Source organism: Pseudoalteromonas sp. CuT4-3 (genome assembly GCF_035666335.1).
Taxonomy (GTDB): domain Bacteria; phylum Pseudomonadota; class Gammaproteobacteria; order Enterobacterales; family Alteromonadaceae; genus Pseudoalteromonas; species Pseudoalteromonas atlantica.
This window is the reverse complement of record NZ_CP142030.1, coordinates 2,861,944-2,884,195: the sequence shown is the minus strand read 5'-3', so window position 1 is coordinate 2,884,195 and position 22,252 is coordinate 2,861,944. Positions and strand designations below refer to the sequence as shown.

Here is a 22,252-nt window from a genome sequence, read left to right as displayed (position 1 = left end):
GTTGATTAAAAGGTATACCATAAATGTTTATTTAATGTGAATAACACTGCGGTTCATTTACGTTTTAAAAATTGTGTGGGTGTGCAATGGTGCCATCGTAAAAAAGCACGATTAAACGAGCTCTGATCTTTAAAGCCTAACAGGTTAGCTAGTTCGCTAAGTGGGAGCGTACCAATTAACGTGTGGGAGCGGCTTTTTCTTTCTTGTTCAAGCAATTGCGCAAAGGTTACATGTTGTTTTTTTAAATGTCGCTGTAGCGTGCGCGGTGTTACGTTTAGTGCGCTTGCAACTGCAATAAGCTGGCAATTTTGTAATGTTGTTTTTGCAATAAGTAGCTGTTTAACTTTTTCTGTTAAGCACTGCTGACTTTTAAAACGCGATAGCTGCTGTTGTGAAAGCTGCTTAAATGTAGCATTTACAATGGCGTTATCGGTTTTAAAGGCAAGGTTTAAATAACTGCTCGGAAAGTTTATTTGGTTATGCGCTGCGCCGCTTATAACGGGGCATTTAAACCACGCCTCTAACTGTTGTGTGTGCCTTTTAGGCCAATTATGTATAAAGCTGATACTGCTTGGGCAAAGTGATGCGTTTATCAATTGGCGAATAACGCTTACCCACGCAGTCATGTTTCGTAATACTACTTGTTCATTACAATGAGGATGAGCATGCCAGCGCACCGTAGCGGTGTCTGCAGTTTGTAAAAACTGCGCTTTACCAATATCTGCCACTAAGCTGTCGTAATTTAACAGTGCCTTTATAGCGCTACTTAGGGTATCGCTCGATTCTATTAAATAGCCTAATATACCGTAATCTGCGGGGCGAATGTGCATACCTAAAGTAAAACCAAACAGCGGATCGTTTAGCGCTTTTTGACCATACACAAGCAGCGCATTGTAACTTTGTAAACTAATACGGGGTGCTAATTGCTGACTATGCTGGCGACTAAATTCAGTAAACCCGATTGCCTTAAGAGCCGTATTAGAATCAATACCTTGGGTTTGCAAGTAATCTAAAATGCTCGAAAAGTAATGATCAGCCAGTGTATGCATTTGTCGTCTAAAGCTAAAAAATGGTCGTGTATGAGCAAGCTTGCCATGTTCAATTTTTATATGCTAGTTACATGAGTAATTATCTTCGCTGTAAACAATGATCTTTATATCAATAAAACAAACGCTTAATGCAGATCCTTTGCAAATAATAACCACCTTGTTGGATCATCAGCAGTTAGATCGCTTTTTTAATGCCAAGTTTGAGCTAATAAAAACAGCAAATAGCGGTGAGCTAAAAGGCGGGAAAGGCGCTATTAGGCAAGTGAAAATGGCAAATGCCACGTTTAATGAGCGTATAATAATGGCTAACCCCAGCCACATTTGCTACCAAATAGTAGGTAATAAGCCTGTGGCAAACCATCAAGGTGATATTTATTTAGTTGCTAATACAGGCGCTAAAAGTATCACTACCGAGCTTAATTATTGTATACGCTGCAAAGCGCCGTGGTGGCTGCCAAATGCTTTGCTAAAACACCTAATTAGTAAAGATATAACCCAGGCATTAAATAAACTGCAGCATTACTTTATGGCGGGCAAAGTATGAACTCAGAAATTATTTTACTTGCCCTAAGCCCTGTTTTTTTAGTGTTTGTATGCTTTGAATTTATAAAATTTAAGCGCTATTACAATATAAAAGACAGCCTAGCAAACACCGTTTTAGCCTTGTTGCACCAAGGCGCAGATGCAATGGCACTGCTGCTACTTATGCCATTTTTTTACATGCTTTACGAGTACCGTTTATTTGATATAAAGCTAAGTGTATTAAGCGTTGCTTTTGCATTTTTACTGCAAGATTTTTTGTACTATTGGTTTCATCGTGCGTCGCATCATATTCATTGGTTGTGGGCTGCGCATGTGGTGCACCACAGCTCCACTAAAATGAATTTTACCACTGCGTTTAGGCAAAGCATAATGTACCCAGTAGCCGGCATGTGGGTATTTTGGCTGCCTATGATACTGCTAGGGTTTGACCCTTTAACCGTATTTAGTGTAGTGGCACTTAATTTGGCGTATCAATTTTTTGTGCACACGCAAATAGTGGCTAAGTTAGGCTGGTTTGAAAGCGTATTTAATACGCCATCGCACCACAGGGTTCATCATGCAATTAATAAACGCTACCTTGATAAAAACTTTGCCGGTGTGCTTATTATTTGGGATAAATTATTTGGCACATTTGTAGAAGAAGACAAAAACCAGCCCTGTAAATACGGCATAGTAGGGCAGCTAAATAGCAATAACCCACTAATAATAACGTTTCATCAGTGGGCTCATTTATTAAAAAGTACCTATACGGCGAAAGGGTTAAAAGCTAAATGCAAAGTGCTATTTGGCTACCCAACCAGTAGCGTTAAGGTTAAAAACGAGTGATTTAGCCAAGTGGCTTTTTACTTCTTGGCGCTCCGAGTAAAATAAACATGTGGCAAATACAAATAGATAAAAACGCACTCACACCTAACGCACCGCCATAACCATCAAGCTTTGGTACCAGGTATTCAAATAAAAACGAAAATAAAATAGATGAGCTGGCCACGGTATAAATACCAAATCGGTGTGGGGCGCTCATGCCTATAAATGTGCCGCCAAAAAACACGACTGAGTATAAGTCGGGGTTTAGGTTTAAAGCACTTAATAGTAAATAAGCAATAATAGAAAGCGAGGCCGATGCACGTATGCCGTCAAAACGATTATGTTTGGCTAAGTAAAACGTTAAAAACGCTCCTAATAAGGCTATAAACGGGTATTCTAAATTCATAAAACCATTCCTTTGGCCAACATAAATAAAGCTACGCTTGCAAAGGCAACACTGCCAAGCTTACCGCCAAATCCGGTAAACATATTTATGGTAAGCACATATAAACTGGCGCCAATAACAGAAATTATGGCTATTTCCCAATAACTTGTAATTAAGTGTGTAGAGCACATGCCGGCAAAACTACCTGCGTAAATAGCCGCATAGGGATGGTTTTTAAACCGAGCAGGAAAAGGAATAAACGAGCCAATTAGCCCTGTAAGTGCCGCCGAAATAACTAATGGCAATGCAAAAGTTGTGTGCATGGCAAAGCAGGCTACAAAGCCTAAAAAGAAGGCTATAAACTTTAAAAATAAGAATTTAATCATAGTGGCGCATTTTAAACTAATCCTTTTACGCTTTCTAACTATCTCTAATAAATAAAATGTGGGTGGTAGCGTTAAATGTTATTAAGGCTACTTTTTAAGCTGGCTTGGTATTAACTATGCTTATTTGCGGCTGTTAATGTTTCATAAATTATATTTTATGTATAATAGAGGTTATTAATATATAAATTTAAAAGATTAAAGGTAATTTATGTCTAACTGTTTGCACTTGGCTATACCCGCTGGCGATTTAAAAGTAGCGAAAACGTTTTACTGTGATGTGCTTGGCTGTAAAACAGGGAACAGCGAAGAAGGGCGCTGGGTAGACATAGATTTTTGGGGTAATGAGCTCACATTACACCAAAGCGAAGAGCGCTTACCCACTGTTCGCCACGATGTAGATATGGGCGCAGTGGCGGTACCGCATTTTGGTATTCATTTATCTGAAGATGAATGTAACGGTTTAAAAAAACGTATAGAAGATGCGGGGCTTGAATACCTAGATAAACCGTATCGCCGTTTTGTTGGTGATGAGTTTGAACAAGAAACCTTTTTTATTGAAGATCCAAACGGCAACGTGCTTGAAATGAAAACCATGGTAAACCCTGAGGTTTTATTTAAAAAAGCGTAAGCAATATTTATTAAAGAATAGGCCACTTTTGTAGTGGCCTATTTTGTACCTATAGATGAAAATAATTACACCGTATGAGTGATATTTATTCACTCTACAGTACGGAATTTTAAACGTAGACTAACGCGCAACTCTCATACTTTATAGTTATTTATGTTGCTGTTAAAACTCACCATTGCGCCATTACTTTTATTATTTATTCACTTTGCTCAAAAACGCTTTGGCAGTTTTGTGAGCGGTATTATTCCGGGCTTGCCTATTACATCGGGCCCTATTTCGTATTTTATTGCGCTTGAGCAAGGTAAGTTATTTGCGAGTAACTCGGCTGTGGCGTCGTTGTATGGCATGAGCGGTATAGGCTTATTTTGTTTTTGTTATGCTGCCATGCTTGCAAAATATGGGGTAGTTAAAGCGTTGTTTGCTGCATTAACACTATGGTGCGCTTTTAGTGCATTTACCTTGTTATTGCCGGTGAATATTGCCTTTGCATCGGTGCTCTCGCTCAGTACTTTATTGGTGCTTGCACTGGCATCGAGTAAGTTAAAATTTGCGCCCGATGCCAAACCTTTTACCGCTGCGTGGGAGCTGCCGCTAAAAATGTTATTGGTCAGCTGCTTTATTATGTTAGTTACGTTTATATCGGCAAAAATAGGGGCAATGTGGAGCGGGTTACTTTCTACTTTTCCGGTAATTTTGGCGGTTATGGGCAGTATTGCGCATGCAAGTGATAAAAAATACTCGGCGTATAAGGTGCTTAACGGCGGCATTATTGGCTCGTTAGGGGGCTGTGTGTTTTTTGCTGTGATTGCACTCGCGCTTAAGTTTGAATTTGTGATTTGGCAGGTATATGCAGCGGCTGCAGTGTGCTCAACTTTATTTACCATTATTATGAGCCACTATGTAAACCGTAAACAATTTGCCAAGCCGGCTACGGTTTAATAGCAATAAGCAGTATTGCTTAAATTTAGCCATCTACTAACGTGAGCGGTTTAACCTTTCGTTGTATTTTTTCGTGGTACATGGCGGTGTCGCCCGCTTTTAAAATTTCATCAATAGAGTGGGGCGGTTCACTAAATACGGTAGTACCCATACTTGCTTTAATGGCTATAGGGTCGTTGTTGTGATTTATTGTGAGCCTATTTAAGGCGGTTTTTAAATGATGAGTTTTAGGATTTACCTGCGCATTAGTATAAAAATGTGCAAGTACGACAAATTCATCACCGCCTAAGCGCCCTACAGCATCGCTGCTGCGAACACTGCTTTTTAAGCAACGGGCAACGTTGCATAAAGCGTCATCGCCTACAGCATGGCCGTAGCTGTCGTTTATTTGTTTAAAGTCGTCTAAATCTATATACATCAAACATAATACGCCGCCTTTTTTGGCGTGCATATTGATAAGCGCGGATGATTTTTTAGCCCAGCCCCTGCGGTTTAAAATACCACAAAGGGGGTCGTAGTCTGCTTCGGTTTCGGCGCGCTTTTGTGCAATTCGCATTCGGCTTATACGCCTTGAAACCGCAACAGCTAATAAAAATGATTCAACCGCAAACGCTAACACAAACCCATAACGCTGCATAAACGGGCTTTGGTTAATAAGCAGCACCCTAAAAATCATACTTACTAATACAAAGCTAAGCGCTACAAATACGAGTGTTGCCTCGCGTACACCTTTGAGGGCTTGCATGGCTGCTAAAGTAAAAATAACAGCCACAATAAACAGCGAAGAATAAGCCATTATATGCCCTGCTATTGTCCAAAATAACAGGTCGGTAACGAGCATTTTAAGTACCGCGCATAGCATTACAGTACAGGCCAATGTTTTGAGCAGCTTAGTTAATTTAGGCCAGCGTTTATTAGTCTCGAGTAACGCAAGCATAAACCACGTGGCACTTAGTACGGTTAAGCCAATGCTAAGTAGGTATAAGTTAAAAATAACGCCAGATACATGCTGCGTTACAAATAAATACAGTTGCCCTTCTTGGAGTAAAATAAAGCTGCCAATACAAAAAATGTAAATGCTGTAGAGCTTAAATACACTTTCGTTAAGTCTATGTCCCATTATTAATACATAAAAAATAAGTGTAATGCACAACCCATAAAATGAGCCCATAATCAGCGAATGTTGCTGTGCTTTTTTAAAATAAGTGTGGGTTGGCTGCCATTTAAACCGCGGTGTGTAATTAAGCTTTGATTCTAATGTTATTGTGGCTGTAAAAGCCCCCGAGTCCATTAAGTAGGCTACTTGCCCTGCTTTTAAGGGCGCTTTTACAGTGTTGTTTTGCTGCCAAGTAAAGCTATCTAACCCCGGGCGTAAAAAGCTTAGTACGCCACCGTTTTTAACAGAGCAACTTATTTGGTATTGATTAACACCGCGTTGAGCAGTGAGTTCAGAAGGAGTATTTACCTTTAGCACAGAGGCAGGCGTGGGTGAGTTTAAGTGCTTTATTTTACATGTATCGGCAGCATGAGAATCAAAAGTAATAAATAACGCGAGCAAAGTAATGAAAACAAAAAAGAGCGCCCCCTTATTTTTAGGTGGGAAAAACGTCAATCTATTACTTTTATAGCTCATAAGCGGATCCAATTTTTACTACTTTTTTTATACTAGCAGAGCCGGACTGTTTAGCTATTAGTTTACTGTTTAATAACGCTTAAAAGTGCGCTATTAAACTAGCTCCTGAGGTGTTTATGCCCGCTAAGTACAAAATAGGCGCAACTTAGTTAAACAATTAAAAACACCATGTTGATAATTTGACAATAATGTTCGTATTAATTGTTTTAAATGATGATAGTAAACTGTACTCATTGGTTACTAGCCTTATTAACAATAAAACAGGATCCCACTATGAAATACTTACACTCATTATTAAGCTCTAACGCAGGCATGGCAGCACTTATTTTACGTGTACCCGTTGGTTTAATTTTAGCAGCGCACGGCGCACAAAAATTATTTGCTTGGTTTGGTGGCTACGGCCTTGAAGGCACAGGACAGTGGATGGCAAGCATTGGCCTTGAGCCTGGCTACTGGCTTGCAATGATGGCAGGCAGCGCTGAATTTTTTGGCGGTATTGCCTTAGCCATTGGTTTATTAACGCGCCCAGCAGCTGTAGTTACGGCGTTTACTATGCTGATTGCGATATTTAGCGTGCACATAAGTCATGGTTTATTTGTAGCAAACAACGGCTATGAGTTCGCACTTACTTTGTTAGTTGCAACGGCTGCACTGGCTATACAAGGGGCAGGTAGCTTATCGGTTGATAACGTAATTGCTAAAAAGTTAGCGAACAAATCGCTGCCTCAGTAGTAATAAATAACAATTCGGTGTTAAAAAAATAGCGGCTAAATTAGCCGCTATTTTTGTATGGATTAAGCGCTGTTTTATTTAGCACTAAATTTTAAAGAGTAGTTGTATTGCTTTTGCTCTAGTAAATACTCTTTATGGGTACTTGGGCTCCACGAGTCATCGCCGCCAACCCCCATATGTTGATGGTCAATATGTACATGTAAGCAATCATCAGCGACTAGCTCATTGGTGTGCTTTGCTTGCGTTAACATGCTTTGTGAGTACTCGCTGGCGGCAAATAAAAACGTACCAGTCACGGTTAAATTATTAATGCTTAGTAATTGGCAATCACTACGTACGCCATTATCGGTTGGGAATATATACGGTGTATGTAGCTCATTATATTGTGCACTGTAATACCCTAAGCGCGCAGCAGCTTTACGATCTGGGTAGTTTTCAAATGGGCCTAAACCAAGCCAATTTACTTGTGTATCGCTTGGTTTATTAAGCGTTGTGCTTACCCCTATGCGTGGCATGGGCGCGAGAGTATCGTTTAATTGTACATCAATATTTAAGTTAATTTCACCGGTATTATTAAGTGTATAAAGCCAAGTTGTTTTTGCTTGTACTGCGCCATTAAATTCATAACTAAATACACAGGTAATACGTATATCTAAGGTTGATTGCACTACTTCAAACGAGCGACATGTACGCTGCCACTGCCCAATATCTGCTCTCAACCAGCGTGCTTCCCATGCGTTAGGGTCTAGGTTGTCTACTTCGCTTACGCCTATGTCGTTATCAAGCGGGGCGCGGTAAAAATTATCAACCAATGGGCTTTTAATAACTTGGGTTTGATTGTGTAACCATTGCTCAATAAGGCCTGATTGGCTATTAAACACAAGTTTAAAGGTATCGCCTTCAATATTTAGCTGTGTGTTGGTTTCGCTAATATTTAGTGCGCCGTGCGTTGAGGCGTTTGCTAAAGCAGGCGAAAATGCATCAGCGCTTAAACTTTGGCTATTTATAAGCTTAAATTGCTCGGTGTTTAATACATGCTCGGCACTTGCAAAGCTTGAGTCGTTAATCAGCGCAACATCTAAATTAAGGTGGTATTGCGCACCTGCTTTAAACACCGTTTTTGTATTAATCGTTAGCGTTTGCGTACTTTGCGGAGCAATATTAATAATTTGCTCGCCTTGCTCTACACATTGGCCATTTTCTATTAACTGCCAAACCAGTTTTTCGTTATCGGTTGCTCTAAATACATAATCGCTAAATACATCAACGGTGTATTGGTTTTGAGTTTGCTCTCGCAACGTAAATTGTAAATGTTGCTGGCTGTATTTAGCTTCAAACAGGCTTGGGTGCGCTGTACGGTCTGGAAATAATAAGCCGTTTATACAAAATTGGCGGTCGTTTAGTTCATCACCAAAGTCGCCACCGTAAGCCCAGTAATGCTTGCCGTTTTTATCTGTTTTAGATAAACCTTGGTCTACCCAATCCCAAATAAAGCCACCTTGCAAACGCGGGTATTCTCTAAATGCTTGCCAGTAATCGTCAAAGCTACCTAGGCTGTTACCCATTGCATGGGCGTATTCACATAAAATAAGTGGGCGCGTTTCACCCGGTAGGCTTAACCACTTTTTAATAGAGTATTTAGGTACGGCGTCGTCGGCAACATGGGTATCTACACGGGCGTACATAGGGCAAATAATATCGGTTGTGGTGGTATTTGCGCCGCCACCTTCGTATTGCACTGGGCGCGATGGGTCAAAGCTTTTAGACCAGCCGTACATCGCATCGTGGTTGGCACCGTGCCCGCACTCATTTCCCAATGACCAAATAATAATAGAGGGATGGTTTTTATCGCGCTCAACCATTTGCGTATAGCGCGACATAAATGCGCCAGCCCACTGCGGATCGCTGGCAAGCCTACCCATAGGAAACATACCGTGAGTTTCTATATTGGCTTCATCTACTACGTATAAACCTAGCTCGTCACACAGCTCGTAAAAACGAGGGTGGTTAGGGTAGTGAGCGGTACGTACAGCATTAAAGTTATTTTGCTTCATCAGCTTAACATCTTCAATCATGTTGGCGGTACTCACCGTGTGGCCGTTTTCTGGGTGATGCTCGTGGCGATTAACACCGCGAATAAGCAGCGGCTTGCCGTTTAAGCAAAGCTGCCCGTTAAGCATTTCTACTTTTCTAAAGCCAATGTTATAGGCTTCTACATCTACTGTATTGCCTTGCTCATCTAACAGGCTTACAACACAGCGGTATAAGGCCGGGGTTTCGGCGGTCCATTTTTTAGGGCTTTGTATATCAATTGTTTGAAATACGACATTGCTCCAGCCGCCTTTTTCATCAACGCGTTTATTGTTAGTGCTTTGTATTTGTGGCTCACACAGTGCCAGTTCACCATCAAAAACCTGTACTGCTACTTGGTAGTTATTTGGCGCATCAATTGCGGTTTTTATATGTAGCGTTGCATCGCGGTAGCAGGCGTCTAAATCTGGGGTTATAAATACATCACGTATTTGGTGTTGCGGTTTAGTAAGTAAATTAACATCACGGAATATACCGCTTAGCCACCACATGTCTTGATCTTCTAGGTAACTGCCATCGCTCCAGCGAATAACCATAACCGCAATGCGATTAGTACCTGCAACTAACAGCTCGCTTAAATCAAATTCGCTTGGTAAGCGGCTATCTTGCGAGTAGCCCACCCATTGACCGTTACACCAAAGATGAAAAGCCGAGTTAACGCCTTCAAAAATAATATGGTTACGCTGAGCTAATTGCTCCGCCGTAATAGTAAACTCAGTGCGGTAGCAACCTGTTGGGTTATCGCTTGGTACAAATGGCGGGTTTACGGAAAAGGGATATTTAACATTACAATAAATAGGTTTATCAAAGCCGTGTAGTTGCCAATTAGAAGGCACTGGAATACTTTGCCAGTCGCTGGCGAGTGCCTCACTTAGTAATGACTCATCAACCGCTTCGGGCTTATCAAATAATTTAAAATCCCACTGGCCGTTTAAACTTTGTTTTTGTGATTGTGTGTTGGTACGGGCATGGTCAACGCTTTTAAAACCATTAAGTGGGCTGTGCGCTTTTACTTGATTAACTTGCACCGAAATTGGGTTTTCCCAATCGCGGCGGTTAATTATGTGCTGTAGTGAGTTCATTCGTGTCCTATTGCATGTGTGGCAATTATAGTGGCTTAAATATAGCTAAAATAATGCGTTGCGGTTATGCTTAAAGCTCTCTTTTATTTATCCAAAACTATTATTTTAAATTATGCGCAACACCATTGTAGATGTACTCGATATTGGCCCAGAGTGTACAGAGCGGTTTATTGATTTAAACACGCTTTCGCAAATGCCAAACCTTGAAATAGAGCTGGCAGGTTGCTCAAATTTATTGGGTGATTATTGTGTTGCACGTACTAACCCACTTGAACACACTCTTTTTTATACCTTAGCTGGGCAGGGCACGCTAAAAACCATTAATAACCAATTTATACTTGCCGAAAATAGCTTAGCGATATTGCCTGCAAGGCAAAGTTTTGAGGTAGAAATAGCGAGCGAAAAATGGGATGTGATTTGGCTAAACCTTGCAAATACCAAGCGCTGGCAACATTTAAATTTAGCGCAGGCTAAAGTATTAACTAATCAGCAGTTAGCGCCATTACATTTAGCGATGGAGCTTTTATACAGCGAGGCAAACGCTACTTTGCGCGAAGGCGTAATGCCTATTTTAAACCACTATTTAAACACTACGCTTCAAAGCGAGCCGCAAATAGGCGGGCAAAATAGATTAACCAGCTTGTTTTTAGAAGTAGAAGAGCGCCTGCAGTTTGATTGGACAATAGAGGCTATGTGCGAACAAGTACATTACTCAGCACCGCATTTACATAGGTTATGCCAAGCGCAATTTGGTAAAAGCCCAATACAGCAGCTGATTTACTTACGTATTAAACGGGCTAAAAACTTGCTACTAAATACCCGCTGGCCGGTTGCCCATATTGCCGCTTACGTGGGGTACCCTAATATATTTAATTTTTCAAAACGGTTTAAAAAATCAGTGGGCGTGTCACCAAGTGAATTTAGAAAATAACGTGGGCGGCTCTCTACATTTGAATAAATTTAAGGTATTGTGCGGTTTCTTAAATTGCATTTTATAGTTTTAGGTAATGGATGCGCTCAAACTACTTTTTAGTCGTGATACTTCTTGTGCTTGTACACAGCTTTATTAGCTGTGATGCTGCCCCGTATCATTTACAAGAAGAAGTCGATCATGCTTCGCACATTCAGTCTGTGGCCGATACAAACGATGAAGACGCGCAACCACCTACCGAAATTCATGCCCATCAGCATTGCCACTGTGGTTACTACAGTACGATAAATCATTCAATAAGCCCTGAACAAAGCCAAGCCACAAACAATGCTTGTTACAATGGTTTAAATTACCCACCAGATGTTCCGCCACCCAATTTTTATAGCTAGTTTTTAAATTTTAAACACTTTGTATATAACTGCCTGCGCCTGTGCGCTACAAGGCTAATTATGTACATATTTAGGTTGCTTAATCGCGCTTGTTTTTAAAATAGGCATAGTGATTAAGCCAACTCTGTTTGTTAAAACGGATATGCTATATGAACAAAAAACCACTTATGCTGGTGGCGCTACTGTGTGCACTACCAACACTGAGCGCTTTGGCAAAAAGCGAGCCTCAAAACGTATTAACGCTAAAGCAGGCGCTTAAAAATACGGAGCAGCAAAACTTACAGCTTAAACGCTACCCGTACCATCAAAAAATATTAACCGCGCTTAAAAGCCAAGCCGCGCTTTCACCTAACCCTGAGCTGAGCTTTGAAGCTGAAAACTTTTTAGGAACTCATGGCTCTCATGCGTTTTCGGGGGCGCAGTACACGCTGGCTTTAAGCCAGTTAATTGAGCTTGGCGATAAACGCCAAAATCGTATTAATTACGCTACTGCAAATATAAAAGCGCAAACAATTGAGTATAAAAATACTCGGTTAGCACTTTTAGCAACCACCGCTGAGCGTTATTACCAAGTATTAAAATTTCAGGCGTTAATTGCACTAAACAGTGAGCGTAAAAACACTGTTAAGCAGGCACTCAACGCAATTGAAAAACGCGCTAAAGCCGGTGCGGTCTCAAGTGCTGATGTAACCCGCATGCGTTATGCATTAAGCCAAGTAGATTTAAATACGGCCACGCTACAAAGTGAATTTGAGCGCTCTCGCTTAGCACTCAATGAGCTTTGGCAAGAGGAGCAAGTGAGTGATTACTATGCGGGAGATTTATCAAAAATAGCTGCTATTAAAAGTGAGGCAGCGTTACTTGATATGGTAAATGCAGCACCAGAATTTGCACTACTACAGCAGCAATACATGCAACAAACTGCCAACTTAGCACTGCAAAAATCAACGGGTCAAAGTGATTTAACCCTTGGTGGTGGTGTGCGATATAACCAGCAAACTGATGCCAGCTCGTTAGTGTTTTCGTTTTCAATGCCGCTGCAATTAAGTAATGCTAATGGCGGTAATATTGAGGCGGCGCAGCATCAACTTACGCTACTTAATGAGCAACAAGGGCAATTACGTATACAGTTACGTAAGCAAATACGCACGCTCTATGCGTATTACCAAGGCAAAGCGGCGCAAGCACAGCTTTTAACACGGCAGGTTATTCCACAAGCGCAAACGCTTATAAAACAAAGCTTAAAAAGCTATCAACAAGGGCGAATATCGGTATTGCAATTACTCGATGCACAGCAAGCTTTATTTGATGCTAAACGCGCACTTATCATAACGCATAGCGAGCTATACCAAGTGCTCCTTACCCTTGAGCGTTTAACTGGCCAACCTTTAATTGAGACTCATCAATCATGAATAAAACTCTTATCGCATTATTAATTACGCAATTACTTACACTCCCATTTTTAAGTAGCATGGCTATGGCATCTGATGACAATCACGAAGAAGGCCATGAAGATGAACACCAAGAAAAGGGCCCGCATGGCGGCTTTTTACTAACCAATAACGCCCTTGATTTAGAGCTTAAATTAACCCAGTTTGCCGGTAATACCGAGCTGCGAATATATGGGTTTAATAACAATAAAGCCGTTGATATAAAGCAGTTGGACGTAACCATAAACGTGCAGCGTTTAAGTGAAGCGCCACAGCTTATTCGCTTTAAAGCTGAAGATGACTACTTAGTAAGTACCGTGAGCGTAAACGAGCCGCATTCTTTTAAGCTTGATGTAATGGCTCGCTATAAAGGCGCTGAAATAAATTATCATTATGAGCAAGAAGAAGGGCGTACAACGCTAAGCGAGAAAGCAATTGAACGCGCTGGTATTAAAACTGACATTGCAAAAGCAGGTAGCGTTGAGCTAACCGATACTTTATTTGGTGTTATAGCGTCCACTGCGCAGAGCACCGTTGAAGTAATGGCGCCTTATACTGGCTTAGTTAACGATATTTTTGTAAGCATTGGTCAAAACGTTAAAAAAGGCGATAAGCTTGCCAGCATAACCAACCGTGAAACCCTACAAAATTACACCATAAAAAGCCCAATTACAGGTGTTATTACCGAGCAATATTTAAAGCGCGGCGAGCTTGCCAGTAGCGCTTTAATGCAAATAGTAAACCTTGAAACCGTATGGGTTGAGCTGTCGGCCTTTCCCGATAACATTGAAAAGCTCGCCATAGGGCAAAGCGCTACAGTGTATGACTTACATCATCATTTAAATGCCCAAGGTGAGGTGTTTTACATAGCCCCAATGATGAGTGGCGGGCATATTGCGCGTGCGCGAATCGAGCTTAAAAACCCTGATGGCCATTGGCGACCTGGTATGCATGTTAATAGCGACATTAGTACTGCAAAAGTAGATGCGGCTGTACGCGTTAAAGCGATTGCTGTTCAGGAATTTAATGGCAAACCTAGCGTGTTTATTAAAAGTGGCAATGTGTTTGAAGTACGCCCAGTAAAACTCGGTGCTAAAAACAGCCAGTGGGTAGAAGTGCTTGAAGGACTTTCGCCAAACAGTGAGTACGTAACTGAGAATAGTTATGTAATTAAAGCCGATATTTTAAAAAGCGGCGCAAGTCACTCTCACTAGGAGGCAACATGATTAACTGGATAGTTTCGTTTGCGGTAAAGCGCCGCATGATGGTGCTTGCGCTCACACTCTTATTTGCTGGGTTTGGCGTATACAACACACAAAATTTAGCCGTTGATGCTGTACCCGATATAACTAATGTACAAGTGCAAATAAATACCAAAGCGCCGGGCTTTACTCCGCTTGAAGCCGAGCAGCGCATTACATATTTGATTGAAACTGCAATGGCGGGTATTCCTAAGCTTGATTATACCCGCTCAATTTCGCGTTATGGGCTTTCGCAAGTTACCGTTATTTTTAATGAAGGCACCGATATTTACTGGGCGCGCCAGCAAATATCAGAGCGCATTCAAAGTATTAGATCAGATTTACCAGCCAGTATTGAACCAAACTTAGGGCCAATTGCCAGCGGGCTAGGGGAGATTTTTACTTACTCTGTGCATGCAAATAACGGTGCATTAAAAGACGATGGTACGCCATTTAACGCAGAAGATTTACGCACCCTGCAAGATTGGGTTATTCGCCCGCAGCTATTAAAAGTAAAAGGCGTAACCGAAATAAACAGCCAAGGGGGTTATGAGCGCCAATATCAAGTAGCGCCCATGTCCGAAAAGCTATTGGCTTATAAGCTCACACTAAGTGATGTAATTACGGCACTTAAATTAAATAATAGTAACCAAGGTGCAGGGTTTATAGAGCGTTTTGACGGGCAATATTTAGTGCGCTCACCAGGGCAATTAAAAACCATTGATGATATAGCCAATACCGTGGTTGCTAAGCGCGATGATGCACCTGTAAGGATTAAAGATGTGGCCAACGTGCGTTTAGGCAAAGAGCTCAGAACAGGCGCTGCTACTTATAACGGTAAAGAAACCGTGCTTGGCACCGCCATGATGCTCATTGGTGAAAACAGCCGCGTAGTGGCAAAAGCCATGGCAGATAAACTCAAAGATGTACAGCTAAGCTTGCCTGAAGGTGTTGTGGTTGAGGCGGTTTATGACCGTACAACCCTTGTTGATAAAACCATAGACACTGTAAAAACGAACCTGTTTGAAGGCGCGGTGCTGGTGGTTGTTATTTTACTGCTACTACTGGGTAACGTAACTGGCGCATTGATTACGGCCATGGTTATTCCGCTTAGTATGTTATTTGCCATTACCGGTATGGTAGGTAATAGAGTGTCGGGTAACTTAATGAGCTTAGGCGCAATCGATTTTGGTTTAATTGTTGATGGCGCAGTAATTGTGGTTGAAAACTGTTTAAGGCAACTTGGCCTTGCGCAGCATAAACATGGCAGGCTACTTACACTAAACGAGCGTTTAAATGTGGTAACCGCCGCCACTAAAGAAGTGTTCAGTCCAGCAGTATTTGGCATTTTAATTATTATGCTGGTGTATTTACCGCTGTTTGCACTAAGCGGGGTTGAAGGGAAAATGTTTCAGCCAATGGCATTTACTGTTGTTGCTGCATTAGTGGGTGCACTTATTTTTGCGGTTACCTTTGTACCTGCCGCTATTGCGGTATTTGTACGCGCTAAGGTGAGTGAAAGCGAAAATTCCGTGATGCGCGGAATTAAAAAAGGCTATAAACCGCTACTTGGCTTATCGCTTAAATTACCGTGGATGATGGTTAGTATTGCGGGTGTGCTTGTAATTGCGCTTGGCTTTAAAGTTAAAAATATGGGGGCTGAATTTTTACCGCAGCTTGATGAGGGTGATATAGCTATGCATGCGCTGCGCATTACCGGCACCGGTATTGAGCAATCGGTAAAAATGCAAAAAGAGCTAGAGCAAGCCATTTTAGCTAAGCCGGAGGTGGCAAAAGTATTTTCAAAAATAGGTACTCCCGATGTTGCAAACGATCCTATGCCACCTAACGTTGCCGACACCTTTTTAATGTTAAAACCTCGCGATCAATGGCCAAATCCTGCTTTACCTAAAGAAGAACTGGTTAAGCAAATTCGTCATTTAGTTAATGAAGTACCCGGTAATAACTATGAGTTTACCCAACCAATAGAAATGCGCTTTAACGAGCTAATTGCTGGCGTGCGCGCCGATGTGGCTGTGCGTATTTATGGCGATGATTTATCAACATTAAAACAGTTCGGAGAGAAAGCCACAGCCTTGGTACAAAGCATTACTGGTGCAACCGATGTACGCCTTGAGCAAATGGAAGGCCTGCCTACGCTTTCGGTTACGCCGCTTCGCGACCACATGGCGCTGCTAGGTTTAACAGTAACCGATATACAGCAAAGTGTAAGTGTTGCTATAGGTGGTGTGCAAACTGGGCTAATTTATGAAGGCGACAAACGTTTTTCGTTATTAGTGCGTTTAGATGAGCGTTGGTCGAGGGATATAACACAGCTTGCGCGTTTGCCTGTAGCTGTGCCAAAAAGTGCTAATCCCGACCTTGCATTTGTACCGCTGGGCGAAGTTGCAAATATTAGTATTAATAAAGGACCTAATCAAATCAACCGCGAAAGCGGTAAGCGTAATGTTGTCGTAACTGCAAATGTAGAAGGGCGCGATTTAGCAAGCTTTGTAAGCGACGCGCAAGCCGCTTTAAATTCGCAGCTTAATTTACCTAGTGGTTATTGGATTGAATACGGCGGCACGTTTGAACAACTAGAATCAGCAAGTAAACGGTTGTCGTTAGTTGTGCCTGTTACTTTATTGCTTATATTTGGCCTACTTTATAGCGCGTTTAATTCACTTCGTGATTCGTTAATTATATTTAGCGGCGTGCCACTTGCGCTTAGTGGTGGTGTGCTTGCGTTGCTTTTACGTGATATGCCGTTATCAATATCTGCAGGTGTGGGGTTTATCGCGCTAAGTGGTGTAGCGGTATTAAATGGCGTGGTTATGTTGTCGTTTATTAAACAATTAAGAGCCGATGGGCTTAGTTTGATAGATGCAATACAAACCGGTGCGCTTTCGCGCTTGCGACCAGTACTTATGACGGCTTTAGTGGCGAGTTTAGGGTTTATTCCTATGGCGCTAAATACAGGCACCGGCGCTGAGCTACAAAGGCCGCTGGCAACGGTTGTGGTTGGTGGAATTATTTCATCAACTCTACTTACGCTATTAATACTGCCTGCGCTTTATAAGTTAGTGCATGCAAAGTTTACTAGGCATCAAGCTGCTTAGCTAATTGCATCTTGTTAAGTAACGTAAAAAGCAGCTGTAATTACAGCTGCTTTTTTGTTGTTAGGTAAACATTGCAGGTTAATTATATTGAAACAGGTTATCCCAGCGCTCATCCAAAATGGTTTTGGCATGATCTAAATTTATTGCGCTATACACATCGTTAGTGCAGGTTACTAAACGCATACGAGTGAGTTTTTCAAGCGCGTCGCTAATTTCAAAGTCGAGTTCGCATTTATACTTTGTTTTAAACCACGCCTCTATTTGCTCATCAAGCATTTGTGCGCTTAAGCCACTTTCTGATTTTAGTAAAAACGTATAGGCAAGCAGGGCTTCTTTTATGTCTTCTTCTTCGGCGGCGTCAATAAGGGTATGAAAAACACCTGCGTTGTTATCAAGGTTTTTAAAGTAAAGGTTATCGCTTAGCGCTTTCATAAATTTAATTTTACGGTTTTTAAATTTACTCCACTCTTTAAAAATAAAGCTGCCAAAAACCCCCATCCCAATAGCAAAGGTAATAAAGTGTTGTTGGGTCATTTCTACGGCCTCACTTCTAAAGCCACCCCAAAAAGCAAACAAAGCAAATAACAATAAAATAGATGCGCCAAGCTTAGTGATTAATACTACTGCACCGCCTACTAAAGCCGATGAGCCAATAATCACTTTATCAACAGGGCGCATGCGTACTTCGCTATTCGGAAATAGCATTTCAAGGTCGGCTTTGGGTACATTTTGAAACAGCTTAACTATGGTAGAGCTTGGCTCAAACCCTAAAGGCATTTTATTTTTAGCCTCAAAGTAGGCTTTATCTTTAAAGCGAATAAACACCGCAACGCGGTCGTAATTGGTAAAGTGCAGGTGCTTTTTACGAAGGCCCCAAAAACTAGTTATGGTTTCAGTGAGCTGTGATTCGCCACGACGATAAAAAACCACTTCTTCAAAGTCGTCAAACTCTACCTCAAGGCGTACTTTAAATAGTGACTCTTCGTTGAGTGCATCTTGTAGGTCTTGATGGGTGATCACTTCAAAGTTAGCTGCATCAAGTACCTTAGCAAAATCTTTAGCAAATTCGCGTTGGCACTGCGCTTTTTGAGCAGCTGATACTGGCGCTAAAGATCGCGTATCGCTATTAGGATCAAAGGGCGCGTAGTTATTTTTAAGCGACTCAAGTGTTGAATGGTAATCGTAATGGATAAGGCTTGCTAATAAATCGCAAAATTGTTTAAACGATGTTTGCTCTGAGTTGTTTGTGAGCTCAGCGCTGCACATATCAACAATATCTTGTTTTCTAAAGGGAATAAAACGTGCACTTTGCATAAATTTTAACTGCTTTGGTAGGTATTTAACTGCATTGGCACATAATAAAATATTCTTATAAATATTTCTAATTTGTTAACAGTTATGTGGCTGTTAAATCTTTAACTGTTTTCAGCGTGTATTAACGTAAATATGTAAGAATTAACCCATTGAGCAACGGCTTATCATCACAAGCAAAAAAAGGATTTACATGGCTATTCAAAAAAAACTAAAAGAAAAAACACGGCACTTTATAGATTCTAAACATATGCTAACAGGCATTACCGTAGCGTCGTTTTTAGAATCTACGATAGTCCCTATTCCGCTTGAAGCAGTGCTTGTGCCTCTTATGCAAGCACGTCGTGAAAAGCTTTGGTTAATAGCGCTTATGGCTACAGTTGGGTGCGTGATTGGTGCTTTATTTGGTTATGCGCTGGGTTATTACCTATTTGACGCTATAGGTGACTGGGTTATTGAAATGTTTTCAAGCCAAGAGCAATTTGAAAATGTTAAGCAGAAAATGCAAAGCCAAGGTTTTTGGTTTGTAATGACGCTGGGAATTGTGCCCATTCCTTTTCAAATTGCGATGCTTGCCGCTGGGGCTACGAAATACTCTATTGGTTTGTTTTTATTAGCCTCTGGTATTGCTCGTTCAATTCGCTATTTTAGTTTAGCTGTTGTTGTATATTACGCAGGTAATAAAGCCGAGCAAATAATCAGTAAACACAAAACTAAAGCGATGATTGCTATTACTATTTTAATATTAGCTTTATGGGGCCTTAGCACCTTAATATAGTTTTATACTTGGTTGGTATAGGTAAGTAAGCTGCTCAGCGAGACTAAAACTGTGTGGGCACATAATGCAAATGTGGGTTTTTAGCTTTGCGTTGTATTTGAGCCTGCATTGCTCAAGCTTTTGTATACAAGGTGGTGAAATAACCCAGCAAGTATAGGGTAAGGTAACCTTTTATAACGGTTTTTTCTGGTGTGCTATAGTTTGTTAATAACGCACTAAAAAGCGCCACCCTATGATTGAAACTGTAAAACTTACCGTTAGGCTGTCTAACTTTTATAAAATGAGTTGGATAAACAAGGCGGTAAGTATAGCGTTACTGCTCTACATTATTGTTTTCTCACTTTATGCTTTAAATACTTTCCCCCCTTTAGATGTGCAAAATAACGTGTACGGTTTTACTACCGACTTTTGCAACCTTATTGTGCTTATATTTTTATTTTGGATAGTGCAGTGCTCTGAGCTTTCAAAACAAGCGTATTTGTTTTCTACATTGGGTTTATTGTTATGGAGTATGGGTACAACGGCCGATGTAATAGATGAATTAGTTGTGCAGCCTTATTGGATGAGTGTTTATTTTGAAGACTTATGCAGAACCATGGGAATGCTTTTTACCGCCTATGGCTTATTTAAAACCATGCGCTTTGTGCAAAGTATTCATAACCGTTTAGCGCGCGAACTAATTACTGATGACTTAACACAAGTACATAATAGGCGTTATTTTTATCGGCATGTTAAAACCGCCTCCGCCACGCCTTATGTGATTTTAATTGTTGATATTGATCATTTTAAGGCAATTAATGATGAGTTTGGACACGATGAAGGTGACTTAGTGCTCCAGCAGCTAGCCACTAAATACAATCATGTATTTGTTAATAACGCTAAATTTGCGCGCCTCGGTGGTGAGGAATTTGGTGGCTATTTACCTACCAGCAATATAAGCCAAGCGGCTGAATTTTGTCAGCAGTTAATCAGCATTGCCCACAGTGTTAATGTTAAGCAGGCTAAGCACCTTAGTGTAAGTATTGGCATGGCGCTGCAAACCCCCAACGAGCCCCTTGATAAAGTAATGAAACGCGCAGACATGGCGTTGTATCTTGCTAAAAATAATGGCCGAGACCGATTTGAAATAGCCGCGTAAATCTTTTTTTGTAAAAATACGTCCTTATTATTTGCACATTTAATACACTTTTAAACGTTTTCGTAAAGAACTGTCAGCGAGGGTAATACTTTGTAAACTATGAAATTAAAATGCAGCAAAGAAGTCATAATAGTGATTTTAATAATAAGGAAACTTTAATGACCAACTCTCTGTTGAAAGCTGCTTTACCTCTAAGTTTAATGTCTATTCTAGTTGGTTGTGGCGGCAGCGACGGCTCAAGTGATACAGGCTACGTACAATTATATAATGGCTCTTATAACAGCCCATATACGCGTTTATTTGTAGACGAAACTGAGCGCTCAGGCACTGATTTTGCTGATGTAACCACGCGTCATAATTACAGCACCGGCACTTACGATTTAAGCTTTGAATACTTATATGCAAACGACAGCTACATTACAATTAGCGAACAAGAAGTATCAATCAAAGGTGACAAAACCGAACTAATTGTAATGAGCGGTAACTTTGACGAACCTACGTTCACAGAGCTAAGCGTGCCCATTTCAAGTGATACAGATGAGTTTAACTTAGGTTTTTACAATATCACCAGTGAAGACACTAGCTACGATATTTACCTAGCAACCGATGATGGCGTATTTGAAAGTGCTGAACTATTTACATCAACACAGTATTTAAGTGAACTAGATTTACAAACCCTTGATGAGGGTTACTACACAATTTATATCACTGAGGCAGGTAGCACTGATGTAGTGTATGAGTCGGAGTCGGTTTATTTTTACGATGAAGAAAGCTACGTAGCCATGATCCGCCCAAGTTATGCAACAGAAGAAAATGGTATCACGCTCGATATTGTGACTGACAATAACTATGTTACAGCACTAAAGCACCAATCAGCGTTAGGCCAATTGCGCTTTATAAATACCGTTGACGATTACTCGCCAGTTAGCTTTAGCACGACCCGTGGCACCACAGTTAACGATACCAATACGGTAGCAAGCGATACCTACACCGATTACATTGAGCTTTCGCCAAATAGTTACAGCGTTGCAATGTACAACGAAGAGGGCACTAAGCTTGCCGATAACTTTTTAATGACCCTAGAGCGCGAGCAAAGTGCGGTAGGCGTTTTTTACAACGATGTCGATAATGGTTTACGCATGATGAGTGTTGAGGAAAACCTAACACCTAGCAGCTACAGCCATACTATTTCGGTTGTTAACCTAATTGAAAGCTACGCAGGGCAAGCAGTAAGCGAAGTTGACGTGTACTTTACCTTAAATGGTGAAACCGTTGATGATGCCACCAATGTAATTGATGGCTTAGATAGATACGATCAAGAAGAAATTGATGTAGATGATGAAGCTTACACTGTGTATGCCGTATACGAAGATAACGGCCAACAAATAGTGTTAATTCAACAAAGCGATATAGATTTTACCGAAGAAGGTAACTATATCTTAATTTTAGAGCACGATGAGACAACCAGTTCAGGCTTTAAAATGAGTGTAACGCGCACAATTACAGACAGCGTAGAATAAGTAACATGTAACACGTTCTAGAAAGTAAAAGCCCTAAGCTTTATTGTTTGGGGCTTTTTTTTGCCTAGCTGTAGCGTGATTTTGTTTACATTAAATAAACCCATATATAAGCAGATTGCTATA

The 22,252-nt window shown here is 41.0% G+C and carries 19 protein-coding genes; 13 read left to right on the top strand and 6 right to left on the bottom strand.

The genetic code is table 11. From position 1 onward, the window contains the following. Positions 1–53: 53 nt before the first annotated feature. Positions 54–1,049 carry an AraC family transcriptional regulator gene (locus VOI46_RS13295; RefSeq protein ID WP_004586053.1) on the bottom strand — a complete coding sequence of 332 codons (996 nt, stop codon included), beginning with the start codon at positions 1,047–1,049 and terminating at the stop codon, positions 54–56. A gap of 97 nt (positions 1,050–1,146) precedes the next feature. Here VOI46_RS13295 and VOI46_RS13290 point away from each other — a divergent pair, with 97 nt between their 5' ends. Together VOI46_RS13290 and VOI46_RS13285 are read left to right on the top strand one after the other, a co-directional pair. Further along, on the top strand, positions 1,147–1,593 hold the full coding sequence (locus VOI46_RS13290) for an SRPBCC family protein (protein ID WP_004586054.1): 447 nt from the start codon (positions 1,147–1,149) through the stop codon (positions 1,591–1,593). After that, positions 1,590–2,417 carry a sterol desaturase family protein gene (locus tag VOI46_RS13285; RefSeq protein ID WP_004586055.1) on the top strand — a complete coding sequence of 276 codons (828 nt, stop codon included), beginning with the start codon at positions 1,590–1,592 and terminating at the stop codon, positions 2,415–2,417. Before VOI46_RS13290 ends, VOI46_RS13285 begins: the two co-directional genes overlap by 4 nt. A 1-nt stretch (position 2,418) precedes the next feature. On the opposite strand, the gene VOI46_RS13280 is transcribed toward VOI46_RS13285, so the two are convergent. Together VOI46_RS13280 and VOI46_RS13275 are read right to left on the bottom strand one after the other, a co-directional pair. Beyond that, complete coding sequence (locus VOI46_RS13280; protein WP_004586056.1) at positions 2,419–2,802, bottom strand: hypothetical protein; 384 nt, start codon at positions 2,800–2,802, stop codon at positions 2,419–2,421. Further along, positions 2,799–3,104, bottom strand: a complete 306-nt coding sequence (locus tag VOI46_RS13275; protein ID WP_036963831.1) for a hypothetical protein — start codon at positions 3,102–3,104, stop codon at positions 2,799–2,801. Before VOI46_RS13275 ends, VOI46_RS13280 begins: the two co-directional genes overlap by 4 nt. Positions 3,105–3,375: 271 nt before the next feature. Between VOI46_RS13275 and VOI46_RS13270 the strand changes: the two genes are divergently transcribed. Together VOI46_RS13270 and VOI46_RS13265 are read left to right on the top strand one after the other, a co-directional pair. Then, entirely contained in the window at positions 3,376–3,795 is a 420-nt protein-coding gene (locus tag VOI46_RS13270) for a VOC family protein (protein ID WP_004586058.1), read from the top strand. 153 nt (positions 3,796–3,948) lie between these two features. Then, a complete protein-coding gene (locus VOI46_RS13265; RefSeq protein ID WP_232423966.1) occupies positions 3,949–4,734 on the top strand; it encodes a hypothetical protein in 786 nt (261 codons plus the stop codon). Positions 4,735–4,759: 25 nt separating this feature from the next. On the opposite strand, the gene VOI46_RS13260 is transcribed toward VOI46_RS13265, so the two are convergent. After that, positions 4,760–6,367, bottom strand: a complete 1,608-nt coding sequence (locus tag VOI46_RS13260; protein ID WP_004586060.1) for a diguanylate cyclase — start codon at positions 6,365–6,367, stop codon at positions 4,760–4,762. A gap of 273 nt (positions 6,368–6,640) precedes the next feature. Between VOI46_RS13260 and VOI46_RS13255 the strand changes: the two genes are divergently transcribed. Beyond that, entirely contained in the window at positions 6,641–7,099 is a 459-nt protein-coding gene (locus VOI46_RS13255; protein WP_004586061.1) for a DoxX family protein, read from the top strand. Between the two features lie 74 nt (positions 7,100–7,173). Here the strand turns inward: VOI46_RS13255 and VOI46_RS13250 are convergent, their stop codons facing one another. Then, positions 7,174–10,272 carry a beta-galactosidase gene (locus VOI46_RS13250; protein WP_324738059.1) on the bottom strand — a complete coding sequence of 1,033 codons (3,099 nt, stop codon included), beginning with the start codon at positions 10,270–10,272 and terminating at the stop codon, positions 7,174–7,176. A 112-nt stretch (positions 10,273–10,384) separates the two neighbouring features. Here VOI46_RS13250 and VOI46_RS13245 point away from each other — a divergent pair, with 112 nt between their 5' ends. The 5 genes from VOI46_RS13245 (at position 10,385) to VOI46_RS13225 (ending at position 17,382) form a co-directional block, all read left to right on the top strand. Next, the gene (locus tag VOI46_RS13245; protein ID WP_004586063.1) at positions 10,385–11,203 is read left to right on the top strand and encodes an AraC family transcriptional regulator; all 819 of its coding nucleotides are present in this window, start codon (positions 10,385–10,387) and stop codon (positions 11,201–11,203) included. Positions 11,204–11,283: 80 nt separating this feature from the next. After that, the gene (locus VOI46_RS13240; protein WP_282337597.1) at positions 11,284–11,592 is read left to right on the top strand and encodes a hypothetical protein; all 309 of its coding nucleotides are present in this window, start codon (positions 11,284–11,286) and stop codon (positions 11,590–11,592) included. A 149-nt stretch (positions 11,593–11,741) separates the two neighbouring features. After that, positions 11,742–13,004 carry a TolC family protein gene (locus VOI46_RS13235; RefSeq protein ID WP_004586065.1) on the top strand — a complete coding sequence of 421 codons (1,263 nt, stop codon included), beginning with the start codon at positions 11,742–11,744 and terminating at the stop codon, positions 13,002–13,004. Further along, the gene (locus tag VOI46_RS13230; RefSeq protein ID WP_004586066.1) at positions 13,001–14,236 is read left to right on the top strand and encodes an efflux RND transporter periplasmic adaptor subunit; all 1,236 of its coding nucleotides are present in this window, start codon (positions 13,001–13,003) and stop codon (positions 14,234–14,236) included. The genes VOI46_RS13235 and VOI46_RS13230 overlap by 4 nt, the downstream gene beginning before the upstream one ends. 8 nt (positions 14,237–14,244) lie before the next feature. Then, positions 14,245–17,382 (top strand): CusA/CzcA family heavy metal efflux RND transporter, encoded by a 3,138-nt coding sequence (locus tag VOI46_RS13225; protein WP_004586067.1) that lies wholly within the window; start codon positions 14,245–14,247, stop codon positions 17,380–17,382. 78 nt (positions 17,383–17,460) lie between these two features. On the opposite strand, the gene VOI46_RS13220 is transcribed toward VOI46_RS13225, so the two are convergent. Further along, positions 17,461–18,696 (bottom strand): TMEM143 family protein, encoded by a 1,236-nt coding sequence (locus VOI46_RS13220; RefSeq protein ID WP_004586068.1) that lies wholly within the window; start codon positions 18,694–18,696, stop codon positions 17,461–17,463. 190 nt (positions 18,697–18,886) lie between these two features. Here VOI46_RS13220 and VOI46_RS13215 point away from each other — a divergent pair, with 190 nt between their 5' ends. The 3 genes from VOI46_RS13215 (at position 18,887) to VOI46_RS13205 (ending at position 22,129) form a co-directional block, all read left to right on the top strand. Continuing rightward, positions 18,887–19,471 carry a VTT domain-containing protein gene (locus VOI46_RS13215; RefSeq protein WP_004586069.1) on the top strand — a complete coding sequence of 195 codons (585 nt, stop codon included), beginning with the start codon at positions 18,887–18,889 and terminating at the stop codon, positions 19,469–19,471. A 232-nt stretch (positions 19,472–19,703) separates the two neighbouring features. After that, complete coding sequence (locus tag VOI46_RS13210; RefSeq protein WP_004586070.1) at positions 19,704–20,609, top strand: GGDEF domain-containing protein; 906 nt, start codon at positions 19,704–19,706, stop codon at positions 20,607–20,609. A 158-nt stretch (positions 20,610–20,767) separates the two neighbouring features. Further along, positions 20,768–22,129, top strand: a complete 1,362-nt coding sequence (locus tag VOI46_RS13205) for a DUF4397 domain-containing protein (RefSeq protein ID WP_004586071.1) — start codon at positions 20,768–20,770, stop codon at positions 22,127–22,129. Positions 22,130–22,252 lie beyond the last annotated feature (123 nt).